Origin of the sequence: Parabacteroides sp. D25, from assembly GCF_000307475.1 — a bacterium.
GTDB lineage: Bacteria > Bacteroidota > Bacteroidia > Bacteroidales > Tannerellaceae > Parabacteroides > Parabacteroides distasonis.
Map to the genome: position 1 here is coordinate 241,539 of NZ_JH976507.1, position 18,984 is coordinate 260,522.

The following is an 18,984-nucleotide window of genomic DNA, read 5'->3' on the forward strand; positions in this document are numbered from 1 at the left end:
CAAAAATTCTTGTTATTCGTTCAATTTTGGATGAAAATTGGTTAAAAACGAAATAGTGGGTGGTCTTTGGCTTTTTATTTCTATCTTTGTCCGAGGTGATAATAAAAATCTACAGATAGATATGAAAAATTTACCTTTAATTGAAGTCACTGAGTTAATCAAGGGAATTGAGTCCAGCGACAACTTTCAAGATGATTTATCGATAGCGGATCTGAACGGAGATTTGATTAATTACGAGGAAAAAAGGCTGGAGCATTCCACCCCGATGCGTTTAAATGCCTTGTTGATGATCTTGGTACAGGAAGGTACTGCTGATATTTCGGTAGACTATATTCCATATAAGATAGAGAAGAATACGTTTATAACCTTGATGCCGACTCATATCATACAGGTATCGAAAGTGAGCAAAGATTTGAGAGGGCGTTTGTTGATCGTGTCCAGATCTTTTCTGGATGGATATACTACCCCGGCAGGGAAAAAGAACTCTATGGTGCATTATATGCAGATCCGTAAGAATCCATGTGCTGCGATGAGTGCCGAGGAGACTGAGCATATATCCGGCCAATTCTCCATCTTACGGGAAAAGATGAAGCTGCGTACCCATTTTTTCCAGAAGGAGGCTCTCCAAAACGCCTTAGTCGGTTTCTTTATCGAGTTGGCTAATATCTTTATGGGTAAGAAGGAGCTGATGACGGCACCTACACTCTCCCGGAAGGAGGAGCTTTTCGAGCAGTTCCTGCAATTGCTTTTCGAGCATTGCAAGGAGCAGCACGTCGTTACTTTCTATGCCGAGAAATTATTTATTACCCCACAGTATCTTTCGCTTATCTTGAAAGAGCTAACGGGTAAATCAGCGAATAAATGGATTGACGACGCCTTGATCGTCGAGGCCAAGATGCTGTTGAAGGCCCCGCAAGCCACGGTTCAGCAAGTAGCGGATATACTCCACTTCTCCGATCAATCCACTTTCGGTAAGTTTTTCAAGAAGCATATGGGTATATCACCCATGGAATACCGGAAATCATAATCCGGTATTTTCTATACGCTTGCGGAACTTATACCAGTTGATCAACTCACAAGCCCCGTAGAAAATGCTGGCTACACCGAAGATTACGAATGTATTTGCCGCCGCCCCGAACGGGTAGGCAAGAATCATTACTCCGGTTATCAAGATCAAAGCCGGCATCAGGTAGAACCCCAACGGTACATTGCTCCATTTCCTTGCGGATATCAATGAAACCAATTGCTGTACACCGGCAATTACTAATAAGGCTCCGAGTAAGTACATTAATATATTCACGAAGAACTCGGGCATGATCACCAACCACGCTCCGAACAGTACGCTTCCCGCTGCCTCGATAGGAAACATCGGTTTCTCCCCGTTCTCGTTCTTCGGTCGGGTGAAATAGCTGAGGATAGCGAATAATCCCGGTAAAATGAATAGTATACCGATCGTGATAACCAGATAGGTTATGGCTGCTTCCGGCCATAATACCAAAACAAACCCTAATACCATCGCGAATGCGCTACGTAAAACCGCACCATTAATAGATCTCATATGTTTTTATTTTAGATTTCACTTATAATATGACAAAGGTATATATTCTTTCCGACTTTTTTTACCTTTGTGCGCCATAAAGCAGTATCAGGAAAAACATCGAAATATATCCCTCTTGAATGCATGCTTCGCGTAAAAAGACAAACTTGAAATCATCTAACGAATAATAATACTAAAACAAAAAATGAAGCGTATAGTTTTTTTGGATTACGTGCGTGTGTTTGCGTGCTTCCTTGTCATGGTTGTCCACGCCAGTGAAAACTTTTATGGAGCTGAGGGCTCCACGGATATGGTGGGACCGCAATCTTATCTGGCCAATGAGGCTGATCGGTTGTGGGTAGCCGTATACGATGGTTTCTCACGCATGGCGGTGCCATTGTTTATAATTGTCTCCGCCTTTCTTCTTGCGCCGATGAAGGCAGGGCTGACCTCTTGGCAATTCTACCGTCAGCGTTGTATTCGCATCTTACCGCCGTTTTTCATATTTATGATACTATACAGCACTTTACCCTTGCTGTGGGGGCAGATAGATGCCGAGACATCATTGAAAGATATATCGAGAATATTCTTGAACTTTCCTTCACAGGCCGGACATTTGTGGTTCATGTACCCTTTGATCAGCCTCTATTTATTTATACCCGTAATATCGCCATGGTTGAATAAAGCCACGGCGAAAGAAGAGCGTTTTTTCATCGGCTTGTTTCTGTTGTCGACCTGTATGCCCTATCTCAATCGTTGCTTCGGCGAGGTGTGGGGACAATGTTTTTGGAACGAATACCATATACTGTGGTACTTCTCCGGTTATTTAGGATACCTCGTACTGGCACATTATATACATGTCCATCTTACATGGAACCGTTCTAAACGTCTGGTTATCGGAATCGCCTCGATGGTCGTCGGTGCCTTGCTGACGATTTATTCCTTCTATGTCCAAGCGATACCCGGAGTAACTCTTGTCACACCTGAGATAGAGATCGGATGGGCTTTCTGTACGATCAATTGTGTGCTTCTTACGGCGGGTACGTTCCTCGCTTTTACTTGCATAGGCAATTCGAAATCTCCACGACTCATAACAGAGATGTCTAAACTCAGCTACGGTATGTACCTTATGCATATATTTTGGCTCGGATTGTGGGTAACGGTGTTTAAGCACGACTTAGCCTTGCCTACTGTCGCCGCCATACCATGCATTGCGGTAAGTACATTTATCTGCTGTTATGTGACGACAAAGATTATCTCATTAATACCGGGCAGTAAATGGATTATAGGATGAATATAGGATAGCTCTGTCATTTGGCGCGGTTACTTTGTAAACAAGATGATAAGATTACCTGTTATTTGGAAAAAATCGTATATTTACGATATTCAAATAAATCCCGGGTAATAATGATGACGAGAACAGTTTTTATACTTTTGATATCGAGCCTTTGTACGCTAAGTTATTGTACGCCGAGGACCGAGCCTGCTCAAACCGAGGTCTTAATTCCTGTGGATTCTATATCGAAGGATTCCGCTGTGATCGTGGAGACTTTGCCTCTCCGTATCGAAATAGAGAAAGAGCTGCTTTACGATAAGCATACTTTAGAAGATACTTACCCCTATAAAGATACGACACGGGAGTTCCAGTGGGAGAAAATGAAAGAAAGATTATCCTTATTGGAGTCGATCCAAAGGGAGCCGTCTCAATGGGCGATCTTGCAGAACTATAAAAACAGGAATGGAGAGGCTCCTCTTGTAAAAGTCTTCAAGAGAGATGCCTATAAGAGGGTTTCCGATACGCTTGGTGTAGAACGCTATCAATCCGTCCCGCTTTATTTGCTGACTGATACCGTGACTCCCGAGATCTATGGACGTGACGGTAGCTTGGTTCGTATCAAGGCGATGGATGAGGATTCTAAATTCGCTCGTATACAAACCGTGTATGATGGGGAGGAGGAGTGGTATGCTCCGAAGAAATATATCAAGCAAATAGGGGATACGGTAGTCTTCGATAAGGCGATCTTCGTGGATCGTCATAACCAGAATATCGCGACCTTGGAGCACGTCGGCTCGAAATGGTTGGTTCGTAGCATGAACCCTGCGACTACCGGACAGCATCGTCCTCCTTATGCGCAGGAAACCCCGTTGGGAATGTATGTTCTCCAAGAAAAAAAGTCTCGCATGATCTATTTGGTAGACGGTTCCAAGGAGACAGGTGGATTCGCTCCTTATGCCAACCGTTTTACGAATGGGGCGTATATCCATGGCGTACCGGTCAACGCTCCTCGTAAATCGTTGATCGAATATAGTCCTTCGTTGGGAACGACACCACGGTCTCATATGTGTGTGAGAAACGCGACTTCGCATGCGCAATTTGTTTACGATTGGGCGCCTGTTAATGAGACGATTGTTTTTGTATTAGAATAAAAATCATAACTTTGCGGCGTTATTGTTTTTTAGTATGCGAAGGATTTTCTTGTATTTGTTTTTTATTGTCTTGTCTGTAGGTTCAATTTCAACCGGTGGCGTTTTGCGTGCCCTATCTCCGGAAACGAGATCAACGTCTGTGGCGGTTATGGGGCGCCAATTATATGAGGAGATGCGATTGGATCAATGGGTTTGTTTCGATGCGTTTATGCAGGGGCTTAGAGGTTCCGAGAAGATTGATCGGAAAAATAAGGATATCCTTACATTGATCGATTTCTCTAAACCTTCTACGGCGGAGCGTATGGTTGTATTGGATATACGGCAAAAGAGAATACTTTACACCTCTTTGGTTTCTCACGGTAAGAATAGCGGAGGGAATTATGCGACCTCTTTCTCGAACGAGAACGGTTCCCATAAAAGCTCTTTAGGATTTTATCTGACGGAAAATACGTACCAAGGCCGGAATGGCTATTCGCTTATCCTAAATGGATTGGAAAAAGGAATAAATGATTTGGCTAAGCAAAGGGCGATTGTAATTCATGGTGCCTCTTATTCCGATCCTTCTGTGGCAGCTTCCTCGGGGCGGTTAGGACGTAGCCTTGGTTGCCCTGCGTTGCCTGTATCTGTCAGTAAGCCAATTATTAATACGATAAAGAATGGAACCCTTTTATTTATTTACGCCAACGATAAGAACTATCTGACGCAAAGTTCCATTCTATCCACTCAACAAGAAAATGATATTTTTCATGAAAAAAGTTACCGAAAAGTTTTGTAGTTTAAAATAAAGGCGTACCTTTGCACCGCAATCAGAGATAAACACTATGAATTGCAAGACGGGGTGTAGCGCAGTCCGGTTAGCGCACCTGCTTTGGGAGCAGGGGGTCCCAAGTTCGAATCTTGGTACCCCGACTTGATGAAAGGGAAATGGTTGGTATTCAACTGTTTCCCTTTTTTGTGTCCTACCCTTAAATCTAAAGGATAGTCAACGATTGTAATCAAAACAATTGTTCGTATCTTCAAGTAAAAAAAATTCTTCTTACTATATACAAATATAATTACTATCTCATCTATTTCCAGATTATCGCCGTGGAATATATAGACCACGTCGTGATCTGTATATTCCACGTCTTGATCTGTACAGACCACGTCGTGGTTTGTAGAATTATACAGTATGCGCATAAGAATTCATAGGCTATCGAGCAAGAATTCATATAGGAGTAGAGCGTTTTTTACTTAGGGAGAAGAGGAGACGCTCTTACGTGTCAAAGTGGGAATAGTGTCAAACAATTAGACAGCGTTGTCAAAATATTGGACAGTTCTAAAAGAATAGCTTTTTGTTATCTGATTGTTGTTTAGTTGTTTATGTGTTTTGGCACGTTCTTTGCTATTATTTAGGTAGAAAATAATAGAGCAATGAAACAAATATTACTTACAACAGTTCTTTCTCTCAGTTTCGCTACCGCGACGGTGGCCCAAGAGAAACTTTGGACTTTGGATGAATGTATGCGCTATGCCGTGGAAAACAGCCCATCGGTTAAAAAGCAAGTTTATACATCAGATACGTATAAGGCGGAACGGAATGCCGCCGTAGCTTCTTTTTTCCCGGCGGCATCGGCTAAGGTCGGAGCGCAATATAGTTTTGGCCGTTCGATCGACCCTGCGACCAATACCTATGAGAATACTTCTACGTTTAATAATAACTATGGCCTCGACGCTTCTATTCCTATTTTTACGGGCGGACAGCTGATCAATCAATGGTTGATGGCAAAATCCAATCGCCGTATGGGAGTTAATGACATACAGAAAGCGAAAGATGATTTAGCGATGAAAACCATGCAGGCTTATATGGATGTGGTGTATTATAAAGGAACGATTCGTATGGCGGCCGAGAAATTGGAGGAGAGTAACCGTACCTTATATAAGACTCGCCGGCAAGAAGAGCTGGGTTTGAAAGGGAAAGCGGATGTAGCTCAATTCGAGGCTCAGGTGGCAGCCGATGATTATACATTGACCCACCAACAGAATCTTTTCAATACGGCCTTGCTTACTTTGAGGGAATGTATGAATTATCCATCTGATTTAGAACTGGAGGTGGATACTTTATTACCGGATATCAATTATGTCCCGGAAGTAGAGAATGTGGCGGAGATTTTCGCCTATGCGTCCGGGAATAACCCTACCGCCTTGCAAGCCGAGTATCAATTAACGCAAAGTAAATACCAATATCGTATTTATAAAGGAAAGTTGCTACCGAGCATTTATTTGAATGCCGGAATCTCTACGAGTTATTTCGAGAACCTGAAGTCTGATAATGCCCCGGAAGGTTTCAAGGATCAGTTTAAAAATAACCGTGGTGAATATGTCTCTTTTAGCCTTAGCTTCCCCTTATTCGATGGTTTGAGCAGATTAACGAACGCTCGTCGTTACCGTAACAATATGCGGATCGCACGGGAGACAAGGACAGAGGTCTTTCGCCAGTTGCAGACAGCGGTAGAGCAATCGGTCTTGGATCGTGAGGGATACGCTAAAGAGGCCATACAGATGGATAAGAAGGTGAAATCGGATGAGTTGGCTTATCGTGTTACCCTACGGAAGTACGAGGAAGGCCTGATGAGCACGCTGGATGTACAGACAAGTGCGAATACGCTGTTGGAGTCCAAGGCCAATCTGCTTCAAAAGCGATTGATGTACTTATTGAAAAGCAAGCTGGTGGATTATTATAAGGGCAAGCCTCTTATCAATGAATAAGAATTGAGAACATAGAATTTAGATGATAATAAAAAATATAGAATACGATGGATATACAATTAGAGAAAAAGAAAGGTCTTCAGAAGAAGCATATTCCTTATGTAGCGGGTGGCGTGTTGTTCGTTATCTTGTTGGGATGGATTATCTTTGGTGATCATGCTTCTACGTTGAAAGTGGATGCGAGAGGGATTAGCATCGGTAATGTGACCCGTGAGCAATTCAATGACTTCTTTCGTATGGATGGTCAGGTGCAACCTATCACGGTCGTGCAGCTTAGCCCCGAGGAGGGCGGTATCGTACAGGAGAAAGTCGTGGAAGAGGGTGCCCAAGTGAAGAAAGGCGATATCATTGTTCGTCTGAGCAACTCAAATCTAGATTTGCAGATCTTGAACGCTGAGGCCGAGTTGGCGGAGAAGCAGAACTTCCTTCGTAATACGCAGGTTACCATGGAGCAGGATAAGCTGACCAATCAGATGGAGAAACTTCAATACGATATGGACATGAACCGGGCCCGCCGCTCGTTCAACCAACAAGAGCAGTTGTATAAAGAGAACTTGATCGCCAAGGAGGATTATCTGAAAGCGAAGGAGGACTTCGAGTTAGCCTCTCAAAAGCACGCCTTGATTACCGAGCGCTTGCGCCAAGACTCTATCTCCCGCACGATCCAGATGGATGAGATGGAGGCCAGCTTGGCGAACATGCGGAAGAATATCCTGTTGATCCGCGAACGTAAGGAAAACTTGAATGTCCGTTCCCAGATCGACGGTGAGTTGGGACTGTTGGATGTCGTATTGGGGCAAAGCATCAATCCCGGACAAAAGATCGGCCAGATTAACGACCTTTCCGATTATAAGATAGAGGCCATGATCGACGAGCATTATATAGACCGCGTGAAACCGGGCTTAAGCGCCGCTTTCGAGCGTCAAGGCTCGTCTTTCGACTTAACGGTGCGCAAAGTTTATCCCGAGGTTCGTGATGGTAAGTTCCGTACGGATTTCGTTTTCACGGGTGAGCGTCCGGATAATATCCGTAGTGGACAGACCTACTATATCAACTTGGAGCTGGGGCAACCTACCGAGAGTATCATTATCCCGAAGGGAACTTTCTTCCAGAGCACGGGCGGAAGCTGGATATTTGTTCTTGATCCGGATGGAAAGAAAGCTTACAGGCGTTCTATCAAGATCGGCCGTCAGAACCCGCAATATTATGAGGTTCTTGAAGGTCTGGAAGCCGGTGAGAAGGTGATTGTGTCCAGTTATGAGAGTTATAAGGATAATGAAGTGCTGGTGCTGGAATAAAATCGATATAATATGAAAAACATACTAATCGCCATTCGTTCCATTTTTAAGAAAGGGCGGCATAACGTGATGAAAATCGTATCGTTGGGAATCGGCTTAGCGGTAGGCTTGGTATTGATCGCTAAAGTCTATTTCGAACAATCGTATGATGATTTTTATCCGGATAGAGACCGGGTCTATCAAGTCTGGGCGAAATACCAGCAAAATGGAGGGGAGTTGAAGGATTATCCGCAAACAAGCGGTGGCATCGCTCCAACTATGCAACAACAGATACCCGAGATCGAGACCGTCACCCGATACACGAGTTTTGGAGACTGGACCTTTACGATGACCGACACCAAGATGAAATACTCCGGTCGTTGTATCATAGCGGATAGTTGTTTCTTTGATATTCTTCCTCGTCCTATGTTGATCGGAAATGCGAAAGAGGTTCTTTCCACCCCGATGTACGTGTTGATATCAAGTCGTATAGCGAAAAATATCGGAGGCGATGTTATCGGGAAAAACTTCACGGTAGACAATTCGCCGGGACGTACTATGACTATTGGTGGCGTTTTTGAGGAAGTTCCGGAAAATTCTCATTCCCGTTACGATGTAATTGTTTCCATGGCTTCGGCGGGTCGGTTCATGTGGGAGGGTTCGCCTACTAATATGTTGGGAAACGATCGTTACATAAGCTATGTGAAGTTGCACAAGGGGGTGAATCCTTTAGCTTTGGAGGAACAGGTGCGTACGTTTGTGAATTCTTATTTCCCTCCGGAGGAACAGCAAAAGGTCGGGTTAAGCATTGATTTCTCATTTCATAAGCTAGATAATCTACACAAGGAGTTGCCGCAAGTCAAGCGAATGACGTGGATACTTTCCTTACTGGCCTTCGCTTTGATCTTTACGGCGGTGATGAACTATATCTTGATCGTGATATCCTCTATCGTAAATCGCTCGAAGGAGGTGGCTGTCCATAAATGTTATGGGGCAAGCGAGAATAATATTCATGGTATGATGTTTGGTGAGGCGTTGGTACATATAGTGCTTTCACTGATCTTGGCCTTATTGTTGATCCTTGCGTTTAGAGGTACGGTAGAGGAGTTGTTGGCGACTTCGTTAGATTCCTTGCTCTTGTCTAATGGTAGCTTGGTCTTGCTAGGGATATGTATCTTGGTGTTTTTCGTATCTGGTTTTATGCCGGGATCATTATACGCCCGGATTCCGGTGGCCTCCGCTTTCCGTAATTACCGGGAGAATAAGCGTATCTGGAAGAAAGCCTTGTTGCTTGTCCAGTTTGTTGCTACGGGCTTTTTGGTGACGATGCTTGTTTTCGTTGCCCGTCAATATACGTTTATGGTGAATGATCGTCCGGGATATGCCTATGAGAACCTTGCCTACTGCGGGTTAGCTGGCGTGGACTCTACCTCTCGTGCCAAGATTCTGGATGAGGTGATGCGGCTTCCGGGAGTCGCTGCGGCTACCACCGTTTATCAATTGCCTTTCGAGCATGCTTCCGGTAATAATATTCTTTTACCGGGCGGGACTCAAGAGCTTTTTAATATCGCCGATCTCTATTGGGTAGGCAACGGATATCTGGACATGATGGAGATTCCCGTGATCCAAGGCCGCTCGTTCACGGAGAATGTGACCAACTCGAGAGAGGTGATGGTAGACCGCCGTTTCGTGGAGAAGATGAAATTGGTAGCGGGCTGGACGGATGATGTTGTTGGGAAGGATATTTGCGTCACCGAGCATAGCAAATGGAATGAGGAGCCATTCACGATTTGCGGCGTGTATGAGAATATCCGTCTGGGAGGAATCTCGAACCAAGATATGCGGCCCTCCGTATTATTCTATGCGCATAAGCCCATGTACACCTTGCAGGTGAAGTTCCATGAGCTGACCAACGATAATATGGCTCGTTTACAGCAGAAGATATCCGAGACATTTCCGGATCGTGAACTGAGCGCTATCTCTTTCCGTTCCGAGATCATGGATCTATATAAGGACTCCCGCCAATTCCGTGATTCCGTGATGATCGGAGGTCTGGTCACGCTTCTTGTTACGTTGATAGGACTTATAGGCTATACGAATGATGAGGTGAGCCGTCGTCGTAAGGAGATCGCCGTCCGCCGGGTGAATGGGGCTACCTTATGGGATATATTGAGGTTGTTCATAAAGGATATCGGATATATCTGTATCTATGCGGTCATATTAGGCGGTGGCATAGCATACTTTGTCTTGCAAAAGTGGCAAGAGCAATTCACGGAGAAAGTACCTTTGTCATGGTACATATTCTTGGGTTGCGGCGTATGTGTCTTATTGATTATATATTCCGTGGTTTGTCTGGATGCCCGCAAGACGGCTAATGATAATCCGGTGAACTGCTTGAAATCTGAGTAATTGAAAATTTATAATTCATGAATAATTTATTGAACTTTAAGTCCTTTTTCAAGTTCCTCGGAAGGAATAAGGCTTATACGCTGATAGACGTGTTTGGTCTGTCTGTATCGTTGATGTTTGTGTTATTGATAGCGGTCTATACGGTACAGGAGATGTCTACAGATAAATTCCATACCAAGGCGGATCGTATCTATCTGGTCGGGAATGAAAATTGGATGGCCACCGGAGCCGCCATTCCTTATAAGATAAAGGAACGCTATCCGGAGGTAGAAAAAGTTTGTCCGGTAGTGGCGGGTAATTCGAGTGATATAGTTGTAGTTTCCGGTGATCGGAAACTGAAGGCAAACGTGATGTTCGCAGACTCTACGTTCTTCGATTTCTTTGATTTCCGGTTGCTACAAGGCACTCGTGAGCAAGCGTTGGCCGCCGGGAACTATGCGGTGGTCTCCTCTTCGTTCGCCCGTAAGATGTTCGGAACGGATGATCCGATGGGACGGAAGTTGGTGGTGGGCGATACCATATCGGCTACTATAAACGGGGTGGTGGAGGATTTACTTCATTCCTCTATTCCCGAAGCCGATGTGATCGTGCGTTGGGAGCAGGTTCGGTATTTGAACTGGTCGTTGGCTCCGGATCAATTGGGGAATGCCGGAAGTACATCGGCTTTTGTCTTGGTGCGTGAGGGTAGTGATTTCCCTTCTCGTGCGGAGGATATGGCCCATTGGTTCAAGGAATTTTATTGGCCGTATCAATATGGGACGGCAAAAGAGGTACGCATATTGCCGCTTAGTGAGCAGTATTTTGCGAAAGCCGCTTCTTACTCTTCTTTGCGAAAGGGAGATTGGCGTTTCGTGATCGTGCTGATGTCCGTAGGTCTTCTTATCTTGATTTTTGCGGTTATCAATTATATTAACTTGACGGTTGCCCAAGCGGGTTTCAGGGCGAAGGAGATGGCTACCCGGCGCCTTTTGGGATCTTTACGGGGTGAGTTATTCATGCGTTTGATGCTGGAGTCCACTTTACTTACGTTTATTTCTTTGATTATCGGGGTTCTCCTTGCGCTGGCGGTCGTGCCGTTTGTCAATGATTTATTGCAGACACGTGTCGATATGAATGTATTGGGTAGACCTGTCTGGCTATTGGCTCTGGTTTCATTAACGGTTGCCGTGGGAGTTTTATCCGGCTTACTGCCTGCTATCATTATTTCTTCTTCTAAACCGATCGAGGTGGTAAGGGGTACGTTCCGGGCTAAGACGAAAATGGTATTCAGTAAGTTCTTTATCGTATTCCAAAATGTGATCACGATCACGATGATCGCCGCCTCTATCACGATGGTTTGTCAGATCGTTCATATGATCAACGCTCCTGTCGGATATAAAACGAAGAATTTATTGGCTATGCGGTCGGTGGATGAAAGGCAGTTATCCGCTTTTGTCGGTGAGTTGAAAGGTTTGTCATGCGTAGATAGGGTCGGGAAGACTCAAGGATTGCCTTTATTCGGTAGTAATAATTGGACTGCTACTTATCAGGGGCAAAATATATCTTTTCAGCAATTCGTTATGGATAAGGAGTGTTACGATATGCTGGGATTGGAGATTTTGCGTGATAACCATTTAACGACAGAGGGCTGGTTCCTAAACGAGCAAGCGATGCGTGAGATGAACTTATCGGAGGATGCGGCCTCTTTTATGCTGGACAGGCAAGAAAGACCGATAGCGATAGCGGGTATCGTCCGGGATTTCTATTGCTTTGGAAATGTGACGACAGGGATGAACCCTGTCATGTTCCGTTTCTTGAAAGATAATGAAGATCCTTGGATGATCTTGATCGAGACACAAGGTGATCCTTTCGCCGCAAAGGAGGCTATCGGTAAAGTATATGAGAAAGTGACCGGACTTGAGTTTGAGGCTTACTTCATGGATGAGCGTTTACAAAACTCATTCGACTCGCAAATCCGTTTGGCAAAGATCGTGATCGTATTCTCGATAATCGCCATCCTTATTTCTTTGCTAGGCTTATTGGCGATGTCCACTTACTTTATCCAACAGCGTTTGCAAGAAGTATCCGTACGAAAGGTATTTGGTTCCAGCAACCGGCAGATATTGGTTAAGCTCGTATTCACGTTCTTGAACTATGTGTTGATTGCTTTCGTGATCGCCATACCTATTATTATGTACTTTATGAAAGATTGGCTGTCCGACTATTCGTATCGTATCGGTTTAAGTCCGCTGATATTTATCGCCGCCGGCTTATTCTGCCTCATGATCTCGTTTGTCTCTGTCTTTTTCCAGAGCTACCGGGCTGCCACATCGAATCCGGTGGATAGCTTTAGGCATAGGCTTTAATTGTTAAGCATATCATAAAAGGTAATAACGCTTGTTTAAAAATAAGGGGGGAGTAAATACCGACTTTTGATACCTCCCCTTATTTATTCTTGTCTGTTTTTCTAGTCCTTCAGATCCCGAACAAGAACGGTAACGGCTTGCTGTCCTTGAAATCTTTGGCGGTGTTTCCGGCGTAAATCTCGCCGTTTGTGAGCGTTAGTTTCTTGATAGGTGTACCTGCCTTGAAGTCCAAGCTCTTGAAATCGACCCAAAAGATATCCGGGCTTAAAGTAGACTCGAAGTAATATACCTTATTCTTCTGGTCGGCTACCGTACGCCAGCGGGTAGAGGAGATATTCGGTTGATCCGGGGTCGTGATTCCCAGAGGTACCGATACGTTACGCATTACGCTGAATACCCCGGCTACCGCTTCCCGGAAATTACTTGTCTGCGGGATGGCGTGGATATAGAAAGAGGCACGCACGAAACGATCGGAAGCCCGGTTCGTACCCGGCAACATGACCAAGCCGCCTATCTGTTGCCAGTAATCGTTTAAGGTTAGTTGCTTATCGTATGTAGGGGAATTCGTCATGACTTGGCATTCCCGTCCCTCATGGATAACCAAGTTCCCATTTAGGTACTCGAAGATAGCGCTATTCCCTGATGCGTCCGAGATCGAGAGATGCAAGGTCGATTTCGCCCCGTTCGGAAGATCCGGATCGTCGATGCGGAAGACCTCCTTGCTTAACTCGGCAACCGCCTCATCTACCGTGGCGAAATTATCGAGTACATACTGCGTCCAGATGCTAAGCCCCATAACCGGGCGGTTATCGTCCGGTCGGAAATAAGATGACTCGGTGAGGAACAATAGGTTGGCAACAAGTCCCTTCTCGTTCATGCCGTCGCACGTACCGATATCATACCCGGCGGTCACCACGCTTCCGTATTTCGAGGTCCATTGGATGGTATTATCGGATATCGCTCCCCTTCTCTGTACGCCCCGGGGGAAGAGATACAGGTTGGATTGCGGGTCCTCTTTCCAATCCATGGTACGTCCGGTTACGACCATATCGTCCGGCCCGAGGTAAACGGCCCTTGTACACGCCTCGCTTCCCATAGGGTTCATGAACATGAACAAGCCGGCGAAAAGAGAGGCCAGTGTTAAATTCTTTGATTTCATAAGATCTATATTATTAGGATAATCTATTTATGAAACAAGTGGCTTTAAGGAATGTTTTAGAATGATATACGGGATACGGAGCCGTGTGAACAACCCCCATTTCGTTTTTAGGCTTTCAAAATTCGTTTTGTTCGTAAAGGAGTCTTATTTTTCAAGTTTTTAAAGAACTTCGCGTATCGATTAAATAAGAAACATATGAATTTAAATTCTATATCATGACAGCAAAACAAAAAATGTCACGCCGTAACTTCATACGGAGTTCGGTCGTTATGGGTGGCGCATGGATGGTGGCAGGTTCTATACCTGTAGAGAGTATCGCAGGCGAAGTGAGGCCGGAGATTGCGAAAAGCGAATCCTCTGCCGGAGTTTCGAAGGTATATATGTTGAAAGATATCACTCCTCAGAACATGATCCGTCTCTACGACGCCTTGGGACGGAAGGCCAAGGGGAAAGTGGCGGTGAAGCTCTCTACCGGAGAGCCGGGAGGCCATAACTTCCTGCAACCTACACTTATCAAAGACTTGGTAAAGAAAGTAAACGGTACGATCGTGGAATGTAACACGGCTTACGGAGGCGGACGCGCGGATACCGACAGCCATTTGAAAGCCGCCGCCGATCATGGCTTCACGGCCATCGCTAAGGTGGATATCATGGATGCCGACGGCGAGGTGGCTCTTCCGGTTCAAGGCGGTAAACACCTGAAAGAGGATTTCGTAGGCTCCCATTATCTGGATTATGATTTTACGGTCGTCCTTTCCCATTTCAAGGGACATGCCATGGGCGGTTTCGGGGGAGCGCTGAAAAATATCTCTATCGGTATAGCCTCATCCGCCGGAAAGGCTTGGATACATACGGCGGGTAAGACGAAAACCGACTTGTGGAACAACCTTCCCGAACAGGATCATTTCTTGGAATCAATGGCCGAGGCGGCTAAGGCCGTGACTACCCATTGTGGCGAAAATATACTTTATATCAGCGTAATGAATCGACTCTCCGTAGATTGCGATTGCGATTCGAACCCGGAAGAGCCGAAAATGGCGGATATCGGTATGCTAGCCTCACTCGATCCCGTGGCCTTGGATAAGGCTTGCGTAGATCTGGTTTACGCCTCGCCGGACCCTGGCCGTGTCCACTTGATCGAGCGCATGGAATCCCGCCATGGCATCCATATCGTCGAGCATGCGGAGGCGTTGGGTATGGGAAGCCAGCGGTATGATTTGGTCTCCTTGGACGATAAATAATATCGTAAATTAAAAACATTTAATAACTTCCTTTTTATCGGGCTTATTACCTCAAAGGCGTTATCTTTGCCCATGAATAAATAACAGTTTTGGGAGTACAAACTAAAAACGATTTGATTATGTTCTCAGGTATTGTAGAAGAAGCGGCTCAGGTAGTAGCCCTCCAATCCGATAAAGGAAACCTTCATCTGACGATGAAGTGCTCATTCGTGAATGAGCTGAAAATAGATCAGAGCGTGGCTCACAACGGCGTTTGCCTTACGGTGGTAAGCATGACGGAAGATACGTATACGGTTACCGCTATCAAGGAGACCTTGGAACGTTCGAACCTCGGGAACCTGAAAGTGGGCGATAAGGTGAACTTGGAGCGTAGCATGTTGATGAACGGCCGTCTGGACGGGCATATCGTACAGGGGCACGTGGACCAGACTGCCGTTTGTGCGGAGGTGAAGGAGGCGGACGGCAGCTGGTACTATACGTTCGAGTACGCTTTTGATAAGGAGATGGCCCAGCAGGGGTATATGACCGTGGAGAAAGGCTCCGTTTGCGTGAACGGCGTCAGTCTGACGGTATGCAACTCCCAGCAAAACAGTTTCCAAGTCGCTATCATCCCTTATACGCACGATAACACGAACTTTTGCCAGATCGAGAAAGGTACGGTAGTGAACCTAGAGTTCGATATTGTCGGGAAGTATATCAGCAAGATGATGCAGTTTAAATAAGGTTCGAAGAATTTCCTATCCATAAAAGGCTTTAGCGGTATCTGATGATCCCGGCTAGAGCCTTTTCTATCTACGGACAATCTTAATTCCGTGCGTGTACGATTAAAAACGTTTTAAGTAAATTTTCACTAACCAAAACTATCCTTGGTATGTTTATTGTTATATAATTATATGAGAAAAATAGACTAAACATATCAGATTATGGCCTATATCGATTATTACAAGATTTTGGGGGTGAACAAGGACGCTTCTCAGGATGATATCAAGAAAGCCTATAAGAAGTTGGCTCGGCAATATCACCCTGACTTGAATCCGAACGATCCCGACGCCCATCGTAAGTTTCAGGAGATCAATGAGGCGAACGAGGTGCTTAGCGATCCGGAAAAGCGTAAGAAATACGACCAGTACGGGGAGAATTGGAAACATGCGGATGAGTTCGAGGCTCAACGGAAGCAGTATGGCCAGCAAGGTGGCGGCTTTGGCGGTGGCTTCTCGAACGGCGGAGGTACGTATTGGTCCTCCTCCGGCGATGATGGAGAGTTCTCGGATTTCTTTGAGTCTATGTTTGGTTCCCGCCGGGGTGGCGGTGGCCATTCTAATCATGGGTTCCGTGGACAGGATTACACGGCCGAATTGCACTTATCCTTGATGGATGCGGCCAAGACACATAAGCAGGTGATCACCGTGAACGGCAAGAACCTGCGTATCACGGTTCCCGCCGGCGTAGCCAACGGGCAAACCATTAAGCTGAAAGGCCAAGGCGGGCCGGGCATGAATGGAGGACCTGCCGGTGATTTGTACATCACGTTCATTATTCCGGACGACAGCCGTTTCAAACGGGTGGGAGACGATCTGTACCTGACCGTCCCCTTGAACCTCTATACGGCGGTCTTGGGTGGCGAGCAGATTATCGATACCTTGGATAGCAAGGTGAAACTGAAAGTAAAACCGGGCACGCAAAACAATACGAAAGTCCGGTTGAAAGGTAAGGGATTCCCTGTTTACAAGAAGGAGGGGCAGTTTGGTGACTTGATTGTCACGTACTCGATCGAGGTGCCGACCAACTTGACGGAGAAACAGAAGGATTTGTTCCGGGAAATACAAAGTCTAAATTAAAAACAGGTGTATTATGCAAACAGATTTAGTTATTGTCAGTGAATACTGCCAGAAATGCCATATAGACCCTTCGTTCATCATTTTGCTGGAAGAGGGAGGTTTGATAGACATTAATATCACGGATGGAGAGAGGTATCTCTTCTCTTCCCAGCTCCGTGATCTGGAACAATACACACGTATGTATTACGACTTGTCTATTAACATCGAGGGAATCGAGGCCATTCATCATATGCTGGACCGGATGCGGAATTTGCAGGCGGAGATACAATCGTTGAGAAACCGTCTGCATTTATATGAACCATTCGGTTTTGATACGATCGAGAATTTCTAGTGTCAAATTGCTGCTTAACAAGGCTTCACTGCCCGATAGCGAAGGGTGTACGCAAACAAATTGAAAATATTTCTTGAAAATGTTTGGAAGTTTGGAATGTAATATATACCTTTGCACTCGCAATCAAGAAATGATAGCGACTATATCGCGGAGTGGAGCAGTGGTAGCTCGTTGGGCTCATAACCCAAAGGTCGTAAGTTCGAGTCTTGCCTCCGCAACTAAAAAGTCCTCAAGTCATTGACTTGAGGACTTTTTCTCTATTCAATCAAGCGATCGGGCGATGCGACCCCGATGGAAACGAATAATAAGCTATGCTTATTTCTTCCGTAAAGGCCCTTTGTTCTTCCAGAATCCCAATTTATAATAGATATAGGTGATTGTAAGCCCGATGCAAAGGCTGGCGCCGATGGCCCACCAGATACCGCTCCGTCCCCAGATAGAGCTAAACCAATAGGCGAGGGGAATGCGTATCAGCCAAAGACAAGTGATGCTTACTGCCATTGGGAACAGGGTATCGCCAGCTCCCCGTAATGCCCCGTTGAAGACGTTCAAGCCGCCGTGTACGATAAAGAATCCTCCCATGATCAATAAATATTCCTTGCCAATCCGGATCACCTCCGGGTCCTTGGTGAAAGCCAGCATCATCTTGTCCCCGAAGAAATAGATGGCCGTGAAGGTTGCTAGACCCAGCAATAGGTTGACAAGCATGGCGAATCGTACCCCGTCACGTACCCGGTCCAAGTGCCCAGCTCCGATGTTTTGCCCGCAGAAAGCAGCTAGCGCCCCAGAGAGGGTCAATACCGCTTGGATGATGATCGTGTCGATCTTTCCCGCTGCCCCGTAAGCGGTGAGCGTATCCGTGCCGAAACTGTTCACGATCCCCAGTAAGGCAATCAATCCTAGCGAGATGGCACATTGCTGTACGCTGGAGGGAAGCCCGATGCGGAGCCCTTCCTTGAACAGTCCCATATCGAACAATAAATCCTGTTTCTTGATAGAGAGCAGGGGATGGGTGTTGTTCACGTAGCCTAGGGCCACGCACATGCCGATCCCTTGGGCGATCACCGTAGCCCGTGCCGCCCCTTCGATCCCCCATTTGAAAACGACAATGAAGAGTAAATCCAAGGCTATATTCAAAATCGTGGTAAGCAGGATAAACAGCATGGGGCGCACGGACTCCCCGACACCCCGCAATATGGAGATAATGCTATTGAAAGTGACAAACAAGAACGTACCCCCTACATAAATCCTAAAATAAGCGACCGCCTGCGGGATCACGTCCTCCGGTGTGTTCGTCAGCCTGAACATCGGCTCGGCAAAAATAATTCCCGCTATGGACAGCAATACCCCTGCGACCAACATGAAGATAAAGAAAGAGGAGAAGGCCTTCTGCACCTTATCGAACTCCTTCGCCCCGAAAAACTGTGAGATCACCACCGACGTACCGCTCCCGATACCGATCACCAGCGAGATAATAAAGTAATAGATGAAGAAGGAAGCCGATACCGCCGCCAGCGACTCTTTCCCCAGAAACTGCCCGACGATGACGCTGTCGGTCACGTTATAGAGTTGTTGCAGCAGATTGCCGATCAGCAAAGGGAAAGCGAAACGCAGGATCACCTTCCATACCGCCCCACTCGTCAAATCCCTATTTCCTGTATTAATTCTCAAT

General features: G+C 45.8%; 15 protein-coding genes and 2 tRNA genes. 14 read left to right on the plus strand and 3 right to left on the minus strand.

The window, feature by feature from the left end:
* Positions 1-121 precede the first annotated feature (121 nt).
* Positions 122-1,027, plus strand: a complete 906-nt coding sequence (locus HMPREF0999_RS18585; protein WP_005861981.1) for a helix-turn-helix domain-containing protein — start codon at positions 122-124, stop codon at positions 1,025-1,027.
* Here the strand turns inward: HMPREF0999_RS18585 and HMPREF0999_RS18590 are convergent.
* Entirely contained in the window at positions 1,022-1,558 is a 537-nt protein-coding gene (locus HMPREF0999_RS18590) for an HdeD family acid-resistance protein (protein ID WP_008774007.1), read from the minus strand. The genes HMPREF0999_RS18585 and HMPREF0999_RS18590 overlap by 6 nt on opposite strands.
* 184 nt (positions 1,559-1,742) lie before the next feature.
* Here HMPREF0999_RS18590 and HMPREF0999_RS18595 point away from each other — a divergent pair, with 184 nt between their 5' ends.
* From HMPREF0999_RS18595 to HMPREF0999_RS18630, 8 genes are all read left to right on the plus strand, one after another.
* Entirely contained in the window at positions 1,743-2,831 is a 1,089-nt protein-coding gene (locus HMPREF0999_RS18595; protein WP_005861985.1) for an acyltransferase, read from the plus strand.
* Between the two features lie 113 nt (positions 2,832-2,944).
* Entirely contained in the window at positions 2,945-3,964 is a 1,020-nt protein-coding gene (locus HMPREF0999_RS18600) for a L,D-transpeptidase (RefSeq protein ID WP_009276613.1), read from the plus strand.
* A 34-nt stretch (positions 3,965-3,998) separates the two neighbouring features.
* Positions 3,999-4,739 (plus strand): murein L,D-transpeptidase catalytic domain family protein, encoded by a 741-nt coding sequence (locus HMPREF0999_RS18605; RefSeq protein WP_009276614.1) that lies wholly within the window; start codon positions 3,999-4,001, stop codon positions 4,737-4,739.
* A 59-nt stretch (positions 4,740-4,798) separates the two neighbouring features.
* Positions 4,799-4,873, plus strand: a tRNA-Pro gene (locus tag HMPREF0999_RS18610).
* A 504-nt stretch (positions 4,874-5,377) separates the two neighbouring features.
* On the plus strand, positions 5,378-6,712 hold the full coding sequence (locus tag HMPREF0999_RS18615) for a TolC family protein (protein ID WP_005861991.1): 1,335 nt from the start codon (positions 5,378-5,380) through the stop codon (positions 6,710-6,712).
* Between the two features lie 47 nt (positions 6,713-6,759).
* Positions 6,760-8,010 (plus strand): efflux RND transporter periplasmic adaptor subunit, encoded by a 1,251-nt coding sequence (locus HMPREF0999_RS18620; RefSeq protein WP_005861993.1) that lies wholly within the window; start codon positions 6,760-6,762, stop codon positions 8,008-8,010.
* 12 nt (positions 8,011-8,022) lie between these two features.
* A complete protein-coding gene (locus HMPREF0999_RS18625; RefSeq protein ID WP_008780854.1) occupies positions 8,023-10,398 on the plus strand; it encodes an ABC transporter permease in 2,376 nt (791 codons plus the stop codon).
* Between the two features lie 17 nt (positions 10,399-10,415).
* Positions 10,416-12,743, plus strand: coding sequence for an ABC transporter permease (locus HMPREF0999_RS18630; RefSeq protein ID WP_009276615.1), 2,328 nt, complete (start codon positions 10,416-10,418; stop codon positions 12,741-12,743).
* Between the two features lie 109 nt (positions 12,744-12,852).
* Here the strand turns inward: HMPREF0999_RS18630 and HMPREF0999_RS18635 are convergent, their stop codons facing one another.
* Positions 12,853-13,902 (minus strand): linear amide C-N hydrolase, encoded by a 1,050-nt coding sequence (locus HMPREF0999_RS18635; RefSeq protein ID WP_005862000.1) that lies wholly within the window; start codon positions 13,900-13,902, stop codon positions 12,853-12,855.
* Positions 13,903-14,117: 215 nt separating this feature from the next.
* Here HMPREF0999_RS18635 and HMPREF0999_RS18640 point away from each other — a divergent pair, with 215 nt between their 5' ends.
* From HMPREF0999_RS18640 to HMPREF0999_RS18660, 5 genes are all read left to right on the plus strand, one after another.
* Positions 14,118-15,143 (plus strand): DUF362 domain-containing protein, encoded by a 1,026-nt coding sequence (locus tag HMPREF0999_RS18640; protein ID WP_005862002.1) that lies wholly within the window; start codon positions 14,118-14,120, stop codon positions 15,141-15,143.
* Between the two features lie 119 nt (positions 15,144-15,262).
* Positions 15,263-15,865, plus strand: coding sequence for a riboflavin synthase (locus tag HMPREF0999_RS18645; RefSeq protein ID WP_009276616.1), 603 nt, complete (start codon positions 15,263-15,265; stop codon positions 15,863-15,865).
* Positions 15,866-16,066: 201 nt separating this feature from the next.
* Positions 16,067-16,981 (plus strand): DnaJ C-terminal domain-containing protein, encoded by a 915-nt coding sequence (locus HMPREF0999_RS18650; protein ID WP_009276617.1) that lies wholly within the window; start codon positions 16,067-16,069, stop codon positions 16,979-16,981.
* 13 nt (positions 16,982-16,994) lie between these two features.
* Complete coding sequence (locus HMPREF0999_RS18655; protein WP_005862009.1) at positions 16,995-17,312, plus strand: chaperone modulator CbpM; 318 nt, start codon at positions 16,995-16,997, stop codon at positions 17,310-17,312.
* Between the two features lie 146 nt (positions 17,313-17,458).
* Positions 17,459-17,530 (plus strand) — tRNA-Met (locus HMPREF0999_RS18660).
* Between the two features lie 97 nt (positions 17,531-17,627).
* Here the strand turns inward: HMPREF0999_RS18660 and HMPREF0999_RS18665 are convergent.
* Positions 17,628-18,983, minus strand: coding sequence for an MATE family efflux transporter (locus HMPREF0999_RS18665; RefSeq protein ID WP_008780858.1), 1,356 nt, complete (start codon positions 18,981-18,983; stop codon positions 17,628-17,630).
* Position 18,984: the final 1 nt, after the last annotated feature.